The 18006-nt window shown below is 58.3% G+C and carries 12 protein-coding genes; 6 read left to right on the top strand and 6 right to left on the bottom strand.

What is annotated here, in order from left to right:
- Positions 1–44: 44 nt before the first annotated feature.
- From AB5Y76_RS09855 to cmoM, 5 genes are all read right to left on the bottom strand, one after another.
- Positions 45–431: a septal ring lytic transglycosylase RlpA family protein gene (locus AB5Y76_RS09855; RefSeq protein ID WP_263717731.1), complete on the bottom strand. Its 387-nt coding sequence runs from the start codon at positions 429–431 to the stop codon at positions 45–47.
- Between the two features lie 254 nt (positions 432–685).
- The gene (mukB, locus tag AB5Y76_RS09850; RefSeq protein ID WP_263717732.1) at positions 686–5113 is read right to left on the bottom strand and encodes a chromosome partition protein MukB; all 4428 of its coding nucleotides are present in this window, start codon (positions 5111–5113) and stop codon (positions 686–688) included.
- Between the two features lie 3 nt (positions 5114–5116).
- Entirely contained in the window at positions 5117–5836 is a 720-nt protein-coding gene (gene mukE, locus AB5Y76_RS09845) for a chromosome partition protein MukE (RefSeq protein WP_005345759.1), read from the bottom strand.
- Complete coding sequence (gene mukF, locus AB5Y76_RS09840; RefSeq protein ID WP_005345760.1) at positions 5817–7151, bottom strand: chromosome partition protein MukF; 1335 nt, start codon at positions 7149–7151, stop codon at positions 5817–5819. The genes mukE and mukF overlap by 20 nt, the downstream gene beginning before the upstream one ends.
- 100 nt (positions 7152–7251) lie before the next feature.
- Positions 7252–8028, bottom strand: coding sequence for a tRNA uridine 5-oxyacetic acid(34) methyltransferase CmoM (gene cmoM / locus AB5Y76_RS09835; RefSeq protein WP_263717733.1), 777 nt, complete (start codon positions 8026–8028; stop codon positions 7252–7254).
- Between the two features lie 101 nt (positions 8029–8129).
- Between cmoM and elyC the strand changes: the two genes are divergently transcribed.
- The 3 genes from elyC to pfkA all read left to right on the top strand — a co-directional run bounded on the left by elyC (position 8130) and on the right by pfkA (position 10912).
- Positions 8130–8900 (top strand): envelope biogenesis factor ElyC, encoded by a 771-nt coding sequence (elyC, locus tag AB5Y76_RS09830; RefSeq protein WP_167572688.1) that lies wholly within the window; start codon positions 8130–8132, stop codon positions 8898–8900.
- A gap of 135 nt (positions 8901–9035) precedes the next feature.
- The gene (gene tpiA / locus AB5Y76_RS09825) at positions 9036–9791 is read left to right on the top strand and encodes a triose-phosphate isomerase (RefSeq protein ID WP_120414341.1); all 756 of its coding nucleotides are present in this window, start codon (positions 9036–9038) and stop codon (positions 9789–9791) included.
- Between the two features lie 149 nt (positions 9792–9940).
- A complete protein-coding gene (pfkA, locus tag AB5Y76_RS09820) occupies positions 9941–10912 on the top strand; it encodes a 6-phosphofructokinase (protein ID WP_005336840.1) in 972 nt (323 codons plus the stop codon).
- A gap of 1626 nt (positions 10913–12538) precedes the next feature.
- Here pfkA and AB5Y76_RS09815 read toward each other — a convergent pair.
- Positions 12539–13780, bottom strand: a complete 1242-nt coding sequence (locus tag AB5Y76_RS09815; RefSeq protein ID WP_005360943.1) for a dicarboxylate/amino acid:cation symporter — start codon at positions 13778–13780, stop codon at positions 12539–12541.
- Between the two features lie 270 nt (positions 13781–14050).
- Here AB5Y76_RS09815 and AB5Y76_RS09810 point away from each other — a divergent pair, with 270 nt between their 5' ends.
- The 3 genes from AB5Y76_RS09810 to AB5Y76_RS09800 all read left to right on the top strand — a co-directional run bounded on the left by AB5Y76_RS09810 (position 14051) and on the right by AB5Y76_RS09800 (position 17521).
- Positions 14051–14335 carry a pyrimidine/purine nucleoside phosphorylase gene (locus tag AB5Y76_RS09810; RefSeq protein WP_263717734.1) on the top strand — a complete coding sequence of 95 codons (285 nt, stop codon included), beginning with the start codon at positions 14051–14053 and terminating at the stop codon, positions 14333–14335.
- Positions 14336–14489: 154 nt separating this feature from the next.
- Entirely contained in the window at positions 14490–15875 is a 1386-nt protein-coding gene (locus tag AB5Y76_RS09805; RefSeq protein WP_263717735.1) for an L-serine ammonia-lyase, read from the top strand.
- Between the two features lie 275 nt (positions 15876–16150).
- Positions 16151–17521, top strand: a complete 1371-nt coding sequence (locus tag AB5Y76_RS09800; protein ID WP_005336844.1) for an L-serine ammonia-lyase — start codon at positions 16151–16153, stop codon at positions 17519–17521.
- Positions 17522–18006 lie beyond the last annotated feature (485 nt).

Genomic DNA, 18006 nt, shown 5'->3' with positions numbered 1-18006 from the left:
AGCCCATCATCATATTCCACCAGACTCTGCAACATCGTAAGCGGTCACAGCACTTCAACCTTTACCTTGATAACACCTTCGCGAATATTGGCGATGGAGCCGAAGGCGGATTTGGAAAGGTCGATAATTCGCCCGCTTTTAAAGGCGCCGCGGTCATTGACCTTGACCACTACGCTCTTGCCGTTGGCGAGGTTGGTCACCCGCACCATGGAGCCAAAGGGAAACTCCATATGGGCGGCGCTATTGAGGTTGTTGCGATAGCGCTCGCCGCTGGCGGTCTTTTTGCCATGATAACGATCGGCATAATAGCTGGCATAGCCGGTCTCGCTATAGCCGCGCCAGCTGCCGCCGTGGCTCTCGTCATAACGGCTGCTACAGGCGGCCAGCAGCAGGCAAAGAGATAACAGCAGCCCTTTCTGGATATATTGCACCTTTCCCCTATCCTCTCTTCTTTTCGCTCTGCGCACTTTTTACTCTTCGATTCAACCGATAATGCTGGCTACACATTTACATGCAGGCTCTAACCTTGCCATAGCTCCAAGGCACTCACCATGTTACTCGCCTTGTTGTCAGGCAGCAGCGACGGTGCGGCTACTTTGCCATATCTTCCATGTAAAAAGGGAGGCAAATGCCTCCCTTTCAACTAGTTACCGGTCATCCCGTGTCGGGATGGGCCAGAGACTTCTCAGGCGATCAGCTTGTCGTCGGCAAAGCCGAAGCCACGCAGACCGACCACATGCACGTGCTCATGCTTGCCCTGCACCTTGCGGATGAGCTTGTAGGTGGTGCCCTTCTCGGGGCTGATGTTCTCAGGCGCCGCGATAAGCAGCTGCATATCCTGCCGCTCGCACAGCTCGAACAGGGTGGCGATGGATTTGCCATCCAGACGGGCCGCTTCGTCGAGAAACAGCAGACGGCAGGGGGCGATATCCTTGCCGCGCAGACGGCGGGACTCCTCCTCCCAGCTGATCAGCACCATCAAGAGGATGGCCTGACCGGTACCGATCGCCTCACCGGTGGAGAGCGCGCCGCTCTCGGCACGCAGCCAGCCATCGGCCCCGCGCTGCACCTCGATCTCCAGCTCCAGATAGTTGCGATAGTCGAGCAGCACATCGCCCATCACCTGATAGCTGCGATCCCCCTGCTCGATCTGCGGATTCAGGCGCTGGAACAGCTTGGCCATCGCCTCGGAGAAGCTCAGCTCCTTGTCGGCGAACAGATCGTTGTGCATGGCGGTTTGATCGGCCAGCGCCGTCAGCAGTCGGGTGTGGGCCTCGCGGATATTGACGTTGAGGCGCACTCCGCGCACCAGACCGAAGGCGATGTTCTGCAGCCCCTGGTTGAGCACCCGGATGCGGTTCTGCTCGCGGCGGATGATGTTGGTGATCTTGGCCGCCACCTCGTGAGAGGAGAGCGACAGGTGGGTTTCCCGCTGCTTGAGCTCGTCAGCGAGACGCGCCAGCTCGATCTCCATCTCCTCGATCGCCTCAACCGGATCATCGGAGCGGATGATGTCGTTGCGGATGCGATCCTTGAGGTAACGGTAGACCTGCACGTAGAAGGCGACCTTCTGCTCGGTGCTGCGGTTGCCCTCGGAGAGACGCAGCGCATCGCGCAGGGCCTCGTCGTGGGCCACCGCCACCCGCAGGGCGCCGAGGGCCTTGTCCGACATGGAACGCAGCTCGTCGCTGTCCAGATACGCCAGCTCGCGCTTGTTGAGGCGCTTCTCGACGTCGGTCTCCCGCGCCAGACGCACCACCCGCGACCAGCTCGCCTTGTGACCCACCAGGGATTTACGGGCGCTGTAGTAATCCTTGCCTTCTAGCTTGAGACGGCCACCGAGGGATTCGATCTCGCGCTTGGTGACCTGCAACTGGGCCTCGGCGCTGGTGCGACGGGAACGGGTGCGGATCAGCAGCTCTTCAATCTCTTTCTTGTGGGCGCGCGCCTTCTCTTCCATATCGTCAGAGAGGGTCAGCCCCATGGCCGCCAGCTCCTGCTCAAACTCGGTCAGGGTCTGACGCTTGGCCTCGACGCTGGAGTTCAGCGCGGTGCGCAGTTGCAGCGCCTCGGTGTGGCGCTGGGCAATCTGCTTGTGCTGCTCGCCGGCAGTGCGGGCCGCCAGCTCCGCAGCTTTAAGCTTCTCTTTGAGTCGCTCGCTCATCTCGGAGGCCTTGCCCAGCAGATCTTGCGCATCCTGATAGGCAAAGTGCGGCAGACGGGCCACCAGCTGATCGAGGGCGTAGCAACGGCGCTTCTGCTCGGCCAGCAGGTCGCTCACCTCATCGTAGGCAGCCTGCAGCGCGGCCAGATCCTGCGGATCCTGACGCAGCACCTGCACCATGGTTTCCAGCTTTTCCAGCGACTTGCCGTGTTTGGCGATAAAGGCTTCGGCCTGTTTCAGCGCTTCCACATCGGCGTGTGCCGCCTCGAGGCGGGCCGCCAAATCGGCTTCGGCAAACAGGTGGGCAAAGGGCAGCATCCCCTGCACCAGCTGGATATGGCGAGTCAGCTGGGCGGCGGCCGCTTTGGCATCACTCAGCTGCTTGTCGCACTCGCCGATGGCCCCTTGCAGCGCGCGAAGTTCGGCCTGCTTGGCCTGCACTTCGGCTTCGGGGTCGGGGCGGAAGGCGATATCCAGATGCTGACCGATAAAGTCGCGGAAGTGACCGTAGAGACGGTGGTACTTCTGCTGCTCGAAAGCGGCCTTGGCGTAGCCCTCGATCAGCCCTTCGCGCTCAAGGTCGAGCTGCTCGATCCGTTTTTCACGGGCGGCGCGACCAAACAGCGGCAGCTCGGGGTAGCGGGAGAAGCGCACCTGACGCTTGCTGGTACGCACCAGCACGGCGTCCCCCAGCTCATCAGCTTCCACCAAATCCTCGTCAAAGGAGTCGGGGTTGCCCTGAATCAGGTAGATATCTTCCGGGCAATCTTCCAGCTTTTTCAGCCGCTCGATGGCGCCTTCAAGGTCGAGCACCACCAGGGCGCTGCGAGCCGGGCCGTAGAGCGCGGAGTAGTAAGGGGCATCGTCGATGGAGATGTCGTCATAGACATCAGAGAGCAGCACGCCCCCCACCTGCTCGGCGATGCGGGCAAGACGCGGATCCGCCTCGCCGGCCCCCAGCTGCAGGTTGCGAATTTGCAGCTCCAGCGCCTGTTTCTGCGCCGCGATGCGATTGCTCTCCTGCTCGAACTCCCGCTCCTTGTCGAGCACTGTCTGCATACCGGCCGAAAGCTCTTCGGCGGTAGTCAGCGGCAGACCGCTCTGCTCGCGCAGCTGCTCGAGCTTTTCAAAGGATTTGAGCCAGCGCGGCGCCAGCTTGGTGAGATCGCTGATATCGCGACCCAGCTGGGTGCCCTGATGCTCGAGGCTGGCGCGGCGCTGATTCACCTCCGCCTGCTGCTCGGAGAGCTCCTCCTGACGGGTACGCTGGGCTTCGAGGAAGATCTCCAGCTCATCGCTGCTGGCGATATGCTGGCCAGAGGCCTGCTGCAGCTCATCACGCAGCTTGAAGAGACTCTTCTGGCTTTCACTCTCTTTCTCGAGGCGAGCCAGCGCGGCGCGCAGCCCCTGCCCCTGAGCAATGCGAGCCTTGTCTTCGATGTGACGCTTGAGCAGCGCCTGCGCGGTGGGCCAGGCGGCCTCGCGCACTGTCTCGGGGGCGATGCTCAAAAGCAGCGCCAGCGCCGCTTCGTGCTCGGCCACTGCTGCCTTGGCCAGCGCCAATTGCTGCTCGGCCCCCAACACCCGGCTGGTAAGGCTCTGCTCGGCGGCGCGGAACTGGTGCAGGGTGTCACTCGCCTGTTCGGCGGTCAGCCCCGGCAGCTCGCACTGCTCGCGGGCAGCATCGAGGGCCTGCACCGCCTGACGGTACTGGATGGCGCGGGTCTGCTGGATATCGAGCGCCTGCTGGTAGTCGGCCAGCTGGGTCTTGAGGCTGTCGACTTCTGCCTGCGCCAGCTCCTTGCGCTCTTCCACTTCCAGCAGTTGGCCGTGGATCTCCTCCACCACCGCCTGCTGCTGCTCGAGTTTGTCAGAGAGATCCGCCAGATCGGCGCGATACATCTCGATCTTCTTCTGCAAGCTGACAGCCGCCATCACCTTGGCCAGATGCTCGGAGGCAGACTCCAGCTCGTCGGTCAGCAGTTTCTCGCGGTTGGTGAGCTGCTCCACCTCGTCGGCCAGATAGATGGCGCGCTGTTTCTCTTCGGCCAGAATGCGGCGTTTATCCGCTAGCTCCTGGCGCGCCTTGAGGGCCAGCTCGGAGAGGCGGCTCTTCTCGGCGGCGTTGCGCACATAGTCCGCTGCCACATAGTGGGTGGTTTCGGTGATCAGGTTCTTGAACAGATCTCGCTGACCCTGGGTTTCCTTGATCGCCTCCAGGGTGCGGCGGTTTTCATAGATGGCCGCCTCCATGTCTGCAAACGCCTTGCGCACCCCGGAGTTCTCCGGCAGCAGGTACTCTCGCAGGGAACGGCTGATGGACGAGGAGATGCCGCCGTAGAGGGATGCCTCGATCAGGCGGTAGAACTTGCCGCGATCTTTTTGATCACGCAGCTTCTTCGGGGTGATGCCGAACTCAAACATGAAGTTGTGATAGTCGGTCACCGTATTGAACTTGGCGACTTTCAGCGCACCCAGCTCGGCGGCCGCCCCTTTCAGGTCGGTAAAGGCGCGTACCCGCCCCTTGCCGCCATCAAGCTTCTCCAGCAGCAGATCGGTCGGTGCCAGATTCTCCGGCACATCCACCAGCGCAAACGGAGTGATGTTGACCTTGTTGTCGCGGTTGGCCACCTGCTCGAGGTGCACGCCGACCCAGATCCGCTGTTCGCGGCTGTTCATCACTTCCAGCAGGGAATAGCAGTGGCCGCGCTGCAGCTTGCCGTAGAGCCCCTTGTCACGGGAGGCGCTGCTGGAGCCCGCTTCCGTGGTGTTGCGGAAGTGAAGCAGTGACTGGTCGGGGATAAGCGCCGCGATAAAGGCCGCCATGGTGGTGGACTTGCCCGCGCCGTTGCCGCCGGAAAGGGTAGTGACCAGCTGGTCGAGATCGAAGGTCCGGGCAAAGAAGCCGTTCCAGTTGACCATGGTCAGGGATTTGAACTTGCCTCGCACCGGTTATACCTCCAGATCCAGTTGTTCTTCATCGAGATCCGCCTCGATGTCATCAAAGAGCGAGTCGCTGCTCGGCATTTCGTCGTCGTGGAAGATGGCTTCACCCTCCTGGATCATCCGCAGCTGAACGGCGCGCGGATCTTCATCGGAACGCACATCGGCGGCGAAACGGAACACCGATTCGTTGACCCGGAATTTATCCCCGTTGCCAAGGGCGGTGATCATGCCGAGGCGACGCAGGCGACGCATGGAGGTACGGATCTTTTCGAGCAGCTTCTTCTTGTCGAGATCGGTACCGCCGGAGCGGCTGTTGACCATCCGCAGCAGCTGCTTCTCGTCGGCGAGGCTCAGCACCTCTTCTTGCAGCTCGGCCATGGCGAATACTCCTTCCGAAGCCAGACGATCCGGGCTCAGGTAGAGGTAACAGAGCACCTTGCCCACCAGCATATCGAGCTCGGAGAGAACAGTGGTGCCGATGTCGGAGCTCGGGCGCGGACGCAGGTAGAAGAAGCCTTCCGGCGCCTTGATCAGCTCCACCTGATAGCGGCCGTAGAAGATCTCCAGCTCGCTGTGATATTCGACCAGCGCCGAGTGCTGCTCGAACTCGTCGGCACTGATGTGGCGACCGGAGCGCAAGGCGGTGTCGATGCGCGGAAACAAGGGGTTGGCAATCGCCTCTGCGAGCCGCAGCGGCAAGGGAAACTCAGTATTGATCAATGACATAGGCCTGAACCTTGGATCCAGCTTGGTTAATGGGTTTCCATGCGGGTTGGCGATGCAGTTCGCGCTCGCCGCTGGCATGGCCCAGGCGCACGGCCTGGTCGATCAGAAGACGCGCCACATCGAAGTGGGCATGAGCCGGGTAATCCAGCAGGTATTCGCGCAGCACATCGGCCAGATCCAACTGCTGGCCCTGCTCGGGGTAGCGGGCCAGATATCGCTCGATCCGCTCGGCCAGCTCCTGGTTGATATCCACCATCTCGACGTACTCCATCTCGAGGGGCACCTCACCGGTCACCTCCTCGTCGTGGATAGCGATGGTTTCGTCGCGCAGCTCCAGCAGACGGGGCTCTTCGGCCACCCGCAACTGCCAGTTGTGCTGCTCGAAGTTTCGGATAGACTCGCGCAGCCGCTGGCTGAAGGCACGGTTCTTGTCCATGTCGATGGCGTTGCGGATAAATTTGTGGACGTGGCGATCGTAGCGGGACCAGAGCTCGATGCACTGCTGACCCCAGCTGGTGATGACGTCAAGGCGCCCCTGCAAGGCATGAGTCAGCTCCTCGACGTGAAACAGATCGTCGCGCCCCTGCGCCGCTTCCTGAATGTTGAGCAGCCCCGCCTGCAGGCGGTGGCCGGCAGCATCCAGGGTATCCTGCAGCTCGCGCAGGGTCTGGCCGGTCTCGTGCAGCAGCTTTTCGCAACTGTGAATGGCATCGACCCAGTTCTGGGTCAGCAGGGCCGCAATCTCGCTTTTGACCTGATTCTGCTGCTCATCCATGGCGCGCTGGGTGAGATCGATGCGCCCCAGCGTCTCTTCCAGCGAGAAGGTGAGGCGCGGCAGCACCTCGGCATCCCACTGCTCGCGGGTGTTGGTCTCGAGCGCCGCCTTGCGGGCGGTGTCGAGCTCGGCAGCCAGGTGTTCTAGCAGAATGGAGAGCTTGATGGAGTCAACCTGACGCTGATCCATAAAGAAGTCGACGATGCTCACGCCAAGTCGAGACAGACGGTAGAGGCTCTCCCCCGCCACCATGTCGGTGTTGAAACGCGACAGCAGTTGCTGGCGAATGAGATCGTTGATGGCATTGTTGGCGCGACCAGTGAGGGTCTCGTCCATCTGGCCGAAGGCGCTGCTGACATAGCCAAAGGCGTCGTGCAGCGCCGCTTCCGACAGGTCCGACTCATCTTCGGACAGGGTCTTGATTGCAATCAGAAAGGCCAGCCGGTCGGTTGGCAGGCTCAACGCCAACCCCTCCTGCCTGACCCACCCTACTAGCTCCGGCAAAGAACGCTCTGGCAGGGTACGGGATGTACTCATCATGATGTTGTCATCTCGTTGTTGTATTGGGCGCAAAATCGTGCGCGCGGCTACATCCGGTAGCATCGAAAACATGGTTCACATCGACGTGAACAGCGAGCAATCAGCCGGCTGGCTTCTGGGCCATCACATGGATATAGCGACCAAGGGCGACAAAAGGCTCCTGACGGCAATATTGCTGCTCCATGGCCAGCAGATCGTCGAACTTCTCCACCTGATCCTGCTTGTGACGCATATAGTCGTGGATCACCCGCACCCCGGTCTTGCCGATGATGCGCAGCCCCCCGCGACCAATCCAGTCATAGACCTGCTCCGGCAACTGGGGGTTGGTGGGCGTAAGCGCTGTCTGGCGCTTCTTGCGAAGGCCAAGGCGCACATAGTCAAAATTGCCCACCACCAGGCTCTGGAACAGCAAACCATGACGGTTGTAGAAAAGCAGCGACAGTATGCCCCCGGCATTGACGAAAGGGAACAGACCCAGCAAGGTCTGGCGCGGCTCGGCGAGCCACTCCAGCACCGCATGGCAGAGCACCAGATCAAAGGTCCCGGTCACGTGTTGCTTCAGATCCTGAATGGGGCAATGGATGAGACGGATTTTGTCTTCCAGCCCCTTCTCAGCGATCTGGCTGCGGGCCAGTTCCAGCATTTCTGCTGACAGATCGCACAGCTCCACCTGATGGCCCATGGCCGCCAGCTTCTGGGCAAAATAGCCAAAACCGCCCCCCGCATCGAGGATGCGCAGCGGTCGGTTGCCAAGGCGGGCCAGGCAGGCTTCGATGTCGCTCCAGACAATGGTGGTGCGGATGCGCCCCTTGGTGGAGTCGTAAATGTTGCGGGCGAACTTGTCGGCGCGCCCGTCAAAACTCTGATCGTGCTTCAAGGAGAAACTCAACATTAGCGCCACAGGGTTGTGGCCATCACAAAAAAGAAAGGTATTCTGTCACATCCCGAATTTGCTGAAAACTCAAGGAAGTGTCTGCCGTGTTTGTGATTAAAAAGTGGCTGGGTCAGCTGTTGATGCCGCTCCCCTTCTCCCTCTCCCTGCTACTGGTCGCCCTGCTGTTACTCTGGTTCACCCGTTTTCAGAAAACCGGCAAGCTGCTGGCCACCCTCTCGCTGCTCATTGTGGCGCTGATGGGGATGCGGCCGGTGAGCTATGAACTGGCCCGCGGGCTGGAGCAAACCTTCCCGCCGTTCGAGGTGAGCCAGCATCCCAACATCGACGCCATCGTGGTGCTCGGCAATGGTCATGTCAGCGACCCGGCGGTGCCGATGCGCAGTTGGCAGAACAATATCTCGCTGGCACGGACTCTCGAAGGGGTGCGCCTCGCCCAGGCCTATCCCGACGCCGAACTGGTTTTCTCCGGCTATGTGTCGGGGGATACCCTCTCCAATGCCGAGGTCAATGCCCGGATGGCCGAGAGCCTCGGCATTCCCCGTTCGCGGATGACGTTGTTTGAAAACAACAAAGACACTCATGATGAGGCGGTCAGTATCAGTCGTCACCTCAAGGGAAAAGAGGTGGCGCTGGTCAGTTCGGCCACTCATTTGCCACGCGCCATGGCCCTCTATCAGGGTCAGGGACTCAATGCCGTGCCGGCCCCCACCGATTACACCGCCAAGCAGAGCCAGGTACCCCAGCCGCTCTACAGTTATTTGCCCAAAGGGCGTTATTTGATGTATTCCGAAGCTGCCATCCACGAATGGATTGGGGTATGGTGGGCTCGCTTGCGGGGGCAGGTTAACGAATGAGCGATCAAGCGTTTCATTCCTGATTTGGATCAGGAAAGCGAAAAAAAATTACGTCATTTGCCGCCGGGTCAGCTATCTTGGGCTCGGTTCAATTCATATAATGTCGCGCAATCAAATGCCTAGGAGATATACAAGATGAGACAGCACCTGGTAATGGGTAACTGGAAACTGAACGGCACCAAAGCTTCTGTAGAAGCTCTGATCAAAGGACTGACCCCGGCTGCTGCCGCTCATCCTTCTGTGCAAGTCGCCGTCTGCCCGCCGGTTATCTTTTTGGGTCTGGTTGAGCAACTGACCGCTGGCAGCAAGATTGCCTACGGTGCCCAGAACGCTGACGTTCACGAGTCTGGTGCCTTCACCGGCGAAAACGCCCCCTCCATGCTGAAAGCCTTCGGTTGCACCTACTCTCTGGTCGGCCACAGCGAGCGTCGTACCCTGCACGCAGAGAGTGACGACGTGGTTGCTGCCAAGTACGAAGCGATCCAGAAAGGCGGCCTGATCCCGGTTCTGTGCATCGGTGAAACTCTGGAGCAGTTCGAAGCCGGCGTGACCAAGAACGTGGTTGAGACCCAGCTGAAAGCTGTTATCGACCGTTGCGGCATCGCCTCCTTCAACAACGCCGTTATCGCTTACGAGCCGGTATGGGCCATCGGTACTGGCAAGACTGCCACTCCGGAGATCGCTCAGTCCGTTCACGCTCACATCCGTCAGTACCTGGCCGGTTTTGATGCCGCCGTTGCTGCCAAAGTACAGATCCTGTACGGCGGTTCCGTCACTGGCGCCACTGCAGCCGACCTGTTCGGTCAGCCGGACATCGACGGTGGCCTGGTCGGTGGTGCGTCCCTGAAAGTGGACGACTTCTCCCAGATCATCGCTGGCGCTGCCAAGTAATCGCTGATTACGGCAAAGAGAGGGGCTCGTCCCCTCTCTTGTATCGCTTTTCCTATGGTGGCCCCCGCATCCCATATGAAAGCCGATATAGTAAAAGTGGCTTGTCTATTTAAACATTCGTATTTGACAACTCAGATCCAGAGGCACTCATGACCAAACAAATCAAACGTATTGGTGTTTTGACCAGTGGTGGCGACGCACCGGGTATGAACGCAGCCATTCGCGCCGTGGTTCGCGCCGGTTTGCATCATGGCCTGGAAGTTTACGGTATTTATGATGGCTACCTCGGTCTGCACCAGGATCGCATCGTCAAGCTGGAGCGTCACAGCGTCTCCGACGTGGTGAACCGTGGTGGTACTTTCCTCGGCTCCGCCCGTTTCCCTGCCTTCAAAGACCCCGCAGTGCGCGCCGAAGCGATCGAAAACCTGAAAAAGCACGGTATCGATGCGCTGGTCGTCATCGGTGGTGACGGCTCCTACATGGGTGCCAAGAAGCTGACCGAAGAGGGTTTCCCCTGCATCGGCCTGCCGGGCACCATCGACAACGACATCGCCGGTACCGACTTCACCATCGGCTTTGATACTGCCCTGAACGTGGTGGTTGACGCCATCGACCGCCTGCGCGACACCTGCAGCTCCCACCACCGTATCTCCGTGGTCGAGATCATGGGTCGCCACTGTGGCGATCTGGCCATGTCTGCTGCCGTTGCCGGTGGTGCCGAGTATGTGATCGTGCCGGAAGTGGCCTTCGACAAAGAGAAGCTGCTCAAGCAGATTAAGGAAGGCGAAGCCAAGGGCAAGAAGCACGCCATCATCACCATCTGCGAGCACGTAACCGACGTGAACGCACTGGCTAAAGACATCGAAGCCCTGACCGGTCGTGAAACCCGCGCCACCATCCTGGGCCACATTCAGCGTGGCGGCGCCCCGACTGCCCGTGACCGCATCATGTCCAGCCGTATGGGGGCTTACGCTGTTGAGCAGCTGCTGGCTGGTCACGGTGGTCGCTGCGTCGGTATCCAGCGCAACGAGCTGGTACACCACGACATCATCGACTGCATCGAGAACATGAAGCGTCCGTTCGATCAGGAGCTTTACAACCTTTCCACCACCCTGTTCTAAGCCAAGCGGCTTTTACCGGCTGTTGATGACAGAAACCCTCCATCGGAGGGTTTTTTAATATCTTACAAAAACGGGTGCATCGGCACGCTGTGTGGCCCTCACCATACGGGTTGCCTGATTACCAACCCTTGCGCCATCTGACAGATCACTAGCCTTCCTCTCCTCACAGCAACCGACATCAGCATACGAACAGAGTTCCGGTATCGTCGTGGATGTTTTATCACTGCGCACCGGATTGAGTTGACCTGCGCTCTGTCGCCCCTGAAACCAGCTTGTTCAGCCTCCTCGTCATACACCGCTTTTTATATCTCAATCTTGTAGAAGGGACTCAGATATCTTCCCCAACCATGCTCCGGCGCTGCGCTCGTATTGCACTCACATGACTCACGCAGATGCACCGGCCACGCGGATCGCTACTCGCGCCCAGCCCAGCCCAGCCCAGCCCAGCCCAGCCCAGCCCAGCCAGAGAGTACGCCTCTGCTCTATTGCGCACCTCACTCTTGCTGCAGCCATGTCTATTCCGAGGCCAACGGGGAAATTGGCGGTGATAAAACAGCCAGCTGCTACTCTGTATCCCCCCGATGCACGGCTCTCCTCCCTATGAACCCAGTGTATTGCTGTAAAAATGCGGAGACTCCGGACTGATAAAGTGATGGTGTGACAAGGGTTGGCAACCAGACTCTCTCCATAGACTTCTTTTGGATGGGCTATCTACGTCAGGAATCGTCAAATCATTGCCTTGCGCACTTTTTATGGCCTCAATGACACTATTACGAGGAGGAAAACTTATAAAATGCCACTAAAGCCCCATACAAAACCCATCACCAAGCCAACCAGCAACTCACCAACCAATTGAATTTAAATGAAATAATCATAAAGACAGAATTTTTAATGCCTACCATGCCATAGCGGGTGATAAAATCAGCTCAATATGACAAAAATAGCCATCTCAACCAACCTAACAAGCAAAGAAGCTGTTTTATCAATTTACACCTTGTTTTACCCCCTTGTTATGGTATCTTGACTACATCAACCAACAACTTAGGGAGAGAAAAATGAAAGAGTTTGTCGTTACTGCCGTTTTCACGGTGTTTTTCACCCTGGTTGCTGTCTCTCTGCCCTCACTGTCACAGTTCTGAGCCGGATAGAGAGGCATCAATCCGGACCGACCCTCTTTGCCATGTCTGTTTAATCGCCACCAACTGGCGCTTTTCAGTAATAATGCCGAGATGGTCAACATAGATATGATTTCATCACGTTGACGCTGTTTCTTTCGCCACAAGGGTGTAACCAGGATGGTTTAACCATATGGCCTGATGGAGTAGAACCAGCAGCAGATCATATCCGAGGGGAGCAAGGCTCCCCTTTTTGTTACCCGCCGTTTGACAATACCCTACCCCGGCATCTACAACAGGCCGGTTGACGCCATACGGCCCATGCCCACAACTGACGTTTTCCCCTCCTGTACTCTCCATTCAACACAGCTAAATCCGTCAGCAATCTCTTTGCACACCTTTGCTCTGATACTTGTCCGGCAGATATAAAAAAGCCCCCGCCATCATGGCAGGGGCTCGCGTTACGCAGTGTCAGCTCAAGGCTGTTATATCTCAGTCCAGCTCAAAGCAATTATGCCTTGTTCCAGCGCTCTGGGTCATATTCCGGGCTGAAGCGGTCAACAATGACAGCACAGGCCGCATCGCCGGTGATATTGAGGGAGGTGCGGATCATGTCGAACAGTCGATCCAGCGCAAACAGCAGCGGCAGCCCTTCGATGGGGATCCCGGCCGCCAGCAATACGGCAACCACCAGGAAGCTTGGGCCCGGCACACCGGCCTGACCGATCGCCCCCAGAGTGGAGGTCACAATGATGGCCGCCCAGGCACCGACGCTCAGATCGATGTTGTAAACCTGCGCGAAGAAGATGGCGACCAGACCGTAATAGATGGCGTTGCCACTCATGTTGATGGTGGCACCCAGCGGCAACACGAAGGAGGCGGTCGCGTTGGTCACTTTCAGATCATGCTCGCAGGTCTCCATATTGACCGGCAGGGTCGCCATGGAAGAGGCGGTGGAGAAGGCCACGATCTGCGGCTTCTTCATGGCAGAGAGGTACTTCATTACCGGCGTGTTGGAGAACATCATCACCAGCAGCGGGTAGACCACAAAGCCGAAGATGAGGATGGCAGCCACATAAACCACGAACAGCTTGAGCACCAGGGTCAGCACATCGAAGCCGTAGGTACCGATGGCTTCCGCCATCAGACCGAACACCCCGAGCGGCGCGATGATCATCACCTTGTTGATCATCCAGACGAAGGCATCCACCAAGGTATTGAGCCCATCGACCAACGGCTTGGCCCGCTCGCGCGGCTGTTTGGCCAGCGCAATGCCGAGGAACATGCAGAACACCAGGATCTGCAGGATGTTCGCTTCGTTGAGGGAGTTGAAGACGTTGGTGGGGATCATGCCAAGCAAGGTGGCGACTGCATCCGGCAGCGCCCCTTTATCGGCGTAGTCACCGCCAAACATGGAGGCGACGGAAGCGAAATCGACCCCGACACCCGGCTTGAAGATCTGCCCCATCACCAGCGCCAGCAACACGGCCAACGCGGAGGTCACGAGGAAGAAGGCCAGCGTGGCGGCCCCGATCTTGCCCGCAGCCGGGCTGGCGCCCAGATTGGCGGCGCCGGAGAGGATGGCAACCGCCACCAGCGGGATCACCAGCATCTTGATCAGCTGGATAAACAGGGTACCGAGCGGTGCAAACACGGTGGCTTGTTCACCCATGAACGCGCCGACCACTGCGCCCAGTACCATGGCGACCACAACCTGGAAGCCGATGTTTTTAATGAGTCCTTTAGTTAACACAATATGTTCCTTTATGTAGCAAAATTCACACTTTTCCCAGTGCAATTAACCAAACAGGGGAATGAGCGGCTGCCCATTCCCCTGTTTGCGCGTGTTATCTCACATTTAATTGCTGTTTTAAATCAGCAAATCATTAACCTTGGCTATTAATAAGTTTGCGAAAAAGTGAAGATTCAAAGCGGTCTCGGCGATTTTTACCTCATCCCCCATGACAACTGGCAAAAGATTGTGCTAGTTTGGCTGCACAAACGTACACACAGGGATGTAAAGATGCTGAAAGTTAACGAGTATTTCGACGGAAATGTAAAATCTATCGGTTTCGAACAAAAAGGCGAGAAATCAACCATCGGGGTGATGAACGCCGGTGACTATCTGTTCAACACCGCCGCCCCCGAACGGATGACAGTGATCAAGGGCGCCCTCACCATCCAGCTGGCTGATGAAGATGAGTGGCACACCTACAGCCAGGGTGAATCCTTCCTGGTGGCCGGTCACTCTTCCTTCAAACTGGAAGTGAAAACTCCCACTGCCTATCTGTGCGAATTTCTCGACTGACCAGGCCGGTTGAAGGGGATCAGCCCCTTCAACCTTCTTGGGCAATCCCCAGCCCCATTATCTGTGTCCATGTCACAGCACCGCACATCCCCGCTTTCCATCCACGTCAAAAATCCTAGAATAAACAGACATAAACCATCACCGGATTGATGTCATGATCAGCGTGTTTGACCTGTTTTCCATCGGAATTGGCCCCTCCTCTTCCCATACCGTCGGCCCCATGCGTGCCTCTTATGCCTTCGTCCAGCAGCTCAAGCTGCAAAGCCATCTGCCACAGGTCACGCGGGTCGAAGTGGAGTGTTACGGCTCGCTGGGCCAGACCGGCAAAGGGCACGGTACCGGCAAGGCAATCATTCTGGGTCTGTCAGGCTTTGAACCGGAATCGGTCGATATCGATGCGATTCCCGCCATTCTGGCTCGAGTTGAAAAGGAGCAGAACCTGCAGCTGGCAGGCGAGCAACCAAGCCATTTTCCCCGCACCGGTGCCATCATCTTCAACCGTCGCAAAACCCTGCCGGCCCACACCAATGGCATGACTCTGCGGGCCTTTGATAAAGAGGAAAACCTGCGCTTCAGCCAGACCTACTACTCCATCGGGGGCGGCTTCATCATTGAAGAGAGCCACTTTGCCACCGCCAAGGAAGAGGCCGCCAAGTCTGATGCCGAACACCCTGTCCCCTACCCGTTCGACAGCGGCGCCCAACTGCTGGCCCACTGTCAGGAGAGCGGCCTCTCCATCTCGGGGCTGATCCTCGCCAACGAGCGGGTCTTTCGCAGCGATGAGCAGATAAAAGCGGGGCTGCGCAAGATCTGGCAGGCGATGCAGGGCTGCGTCGAGCGAGGCTGCAAAAGCGAAGGGGTGCTGCCGGGCGGCCTCAAGGTTCGGCGCCGCGCCCCGGGGCTGTTCCGCCAGCTAAACTGCGAGACCAACTTCAACAAGGATCCGCTGATGGTGATGGAGTGGGTCGATCTCTTTGCGCTGGCGGTCAACGAGGAGAACGCCGCCGGTGGCCGGGTGGTCACCGCCCCCACCAATGGCGCTGCGGGCATCATCCCCGCCGTGCTGCACTACTACGATCGCTTCGTCCACAAGGTGGATGACGAGACGCTGATCCGCTACTTCCTCACCGCGGCTGCCATCGGCATCTTATATAAGAAGAACGCCTCCCTCTCCGGCGCCGAAGTGGGCTGTCAGGGTGAAGTTGGGGTTGCCTGCTCCATGGCGGCTGGCGCACTGACCGAACTGCTGGGGGGCAGTCCGGCCATGGTGGAGAACGCCGCCGAAATAGGCATGGAGCACAATCTCGGCCTCACCTGCGATCCCATTGGCGGGTTGGTACAGGTGCCCTGCATTGAGCGCAACGCTATGGGCGCAGTGAAAGCGATCAATGCCGCCCGCCTCGCCCTGCGCGGCACCGGCGAGCACAAGGTGTCGCTCGACAAGGTGATCAAGACCATGTGGGAGACCGGCAACGACATGAAGACCAAATACAAGGAGACGGCCCGTGGTGGCCTCGCCGTTAACATTACCGAATGTTAAAAAACGGCAAATGACTCCATTTGGTTCCGAAATGCCCGGCATCGCCGGGTATTTTTATGGGCAAACGCTTAACAAAATGGATAAGCACAAAAATAAATTTTATACTCGCGCCTCAGATTCAACAAAAATAGATCTATTTCAACTTTTTTTAGGTCTGGAGCCGTTACACTACGGTTATCTGGTTCTGTGACCTGCGCTGACAAGCGCGTTCCATGGATCTCCCAAATTTCTGTGAGTGGGCATGCCGCCCCCTTCTACCCTGAGGTAATAGTGACATGATCAGCGTTTTTGATATCTTCAAAATCGGTGTAGGCCCCTCTTCTTCCCACACTGTTGGCCCGATGAAAGCGGCCAAACAGTTTGTTGACGAGCTGCGCGCGGGCGGCAAGATCCGCGATGTAACCCGGATCAATGTCGATGTCTACGGCTCCCTCTCCTGGACTGGCAAAGGCCACCATACCGACACTGCCATCATCATGGGCCTGGCTGGCAACCTGCCGGAAAATGTCGATATCGATGCCATCCCCGAGTTTATCTCCCGTGTTGAGCAGACCGAGCGCCTGCCGATCGGCCTGCACTGCCACACCGTCAGCTTCCCGCGCGACGCCATGGTATTCCACGACGAAGCCCTGCCGCTGCACGAAAACGGCATGAAGCTGACTGCCCTGATCGAAGATGAAGTGGTTTACAGCAAGACCTACTACTCCATCGGTGGCGGTTTCATCGTTGACGAAGAGAACTTCGGCAAGGCTGACAGCGGCGACATGTCCGTACGCTATCCGTTCAAGAGCGCCGCCGAGCTGGTTGCCCATTGCAGCCAGACCGGTCTCTCCATCTCTGCCCTGATGATGGAAAACGAGAAGTGCTTCAACACTCCGGAAGAGATCTACAAGAAGTTCGGCAAGATCTGGAACACCATGCGCGAAGGTATCGAGCGCGGCTGCCGTACCGAAGGCGTTCTCTCCGGCCCGCTGCGTGTACCCCGTCGTGCCGCACCGCTCTACCGTCAGCTCAACACCAACGAGAACCTCTCGAGCGACCCGATGAACATCGTTGACTGGGTCAACATGTTCGCTCTGGCCGTGAGTGAAGAGAATGCTGCCGGTGGCCGAGTGGTCACTGCCCCGACCAACGGCGCTGCCGGTATCATCCCGGCCGTACTGGCTTACTACGACAAGTTCATCCAGCCGGTTGGCCGTGACGAGTACACCCGTTTCTATCTGGCAGCCGGTGCCGTCGGCATCCTCTATAAGATGAACGCCTCCATCTCCGGCGCCGAAGTGGGCTGTCAAGGTGAAGTGGGTGTCTCCTGCTCCATGGCCGCTGCCGGTCTGACCGAGCTGATGGGCGGTAGCCCGGAGCACGTCTGCGAAGCTGCCGAGATCGGTATGGAGCACAACCTGGGTCTGACCTGTGATCCGGTTGCCGGTCAGGTACAGGTGCCTTGCATCGAGCGTAACGCCATCGCAGCCATGAAGGCTGTCAACGCCTCCCGTATGGCCCTGCGTCGTACCTCCAAGCCGCGCGTCTCCCTGGACAAGGTGATCGAGACCATGTACATCACCGGCAAGGACATGGACTCCAAGTACCGTGAAACCTCCCGTGGTGGTCTGGCCATCAAGGTGATGCAGGTTGCTTGCGAATAAATAGGGGTTGCGACCCTCATCTGAACAAAGGCGGGATATCCCGCCTTTTTTATTGCCCGAATGGGATGCCGGGCACTTATACCGGCATACCGACCATTTCACTGTAGAGCGCCGCTGATATACCCCTGCTACGCCACCGCAATGCGGATTGCCTTGTCTGCATACCTCTCTAATTACATCCCTTGATTAACTCGTCTCAATGGATTGGAAGCGACATTCTACCCTGCCAGTAACCTTTACCCGCTATCTTGCCCCGGTCACGCTTTCACAACTAATCGATATCGAGATGACCCCTCAGCTCAATATCCCCCCCCTTTGGTCATACCCTTGTTTGGCAAGACGCGGTTACCACTCACCCTGCGGATTATCACGCCGCCACATTGATTTCCACCTATGTGGCACTTTCGTGATCAGGGCAAACAATCAAGCACACAAACAGGGGGTTAGCTCATCATTTTGGCCACAGCGCATCGCACAAACTGGTT

Source organism: Aeromonas sp. R1-2 (genome assembly GCF_040908505.1).
GTDB classification, from domain to species: Bacteria; Pseudomonadota; Gammaproteobacteria; order Enterobacterales; family Aeromonadaceae; genus Aeromonas; species Aeromonas veronii.
The sequence above is the reverse complement of the archived record's forward strand: the minus strand, read 5'-3'. Positions and strand labels throughout refer to the sequence as shown.

Excerpts from the sequence above, each read along its gene's own strand:
- mukE (WP_005345759.1), bottom strand. The coding sequence starts at position 5,836 with ATGTCATTGATCAATACTGAGTTTCCCTTGCCGCTGCGGCTCGCAGAG.
- mukF (WP_005345760.1), bottom strand. The coding sequence starts at position 7,151 with ATGATGAGTACATCCCGTACCCTGCCAGAGCGTTCTTTGCCGGAGCTA.
- tpiA (WP_120414341.1), top strand. The coding sequence starts at position 9,036 with ATGAGACAGCACCTGGTAATGGGTAACTGGAAACTGAACGGCACCAAA.
- pfkA (WP_005336840.1), top strand. The coding sequence starts at position 9,941 with ATGACCAAACAAATCAAACGTATTGGTGTTTTGACCAGTGGTGGCGAC.
- AB5Y76_RS09810 (WP_263717734.1), top strand. The coding sequence starts at position 14,051 with ATGCTGAAAGTTAACGAGTATTTCGACGGAAATGTAAAATCTATCGGT.
- AB5Y76_RS09805 (WP_263717735.1), top strand. The coding sequence starts at position 14,490 with ATGATCAGCGTGTTTGACCTGTTTTCCATCGGAATTGGCCCCTCCTCT.
- AB5Y76_RS09800 (WP_005336844.1), top strand. The coding sequence starts at position 16,151 with ATGATCAGCGTTTTTGATATCTTCAAAATCGGTGTAGGCCCCTCTTCT.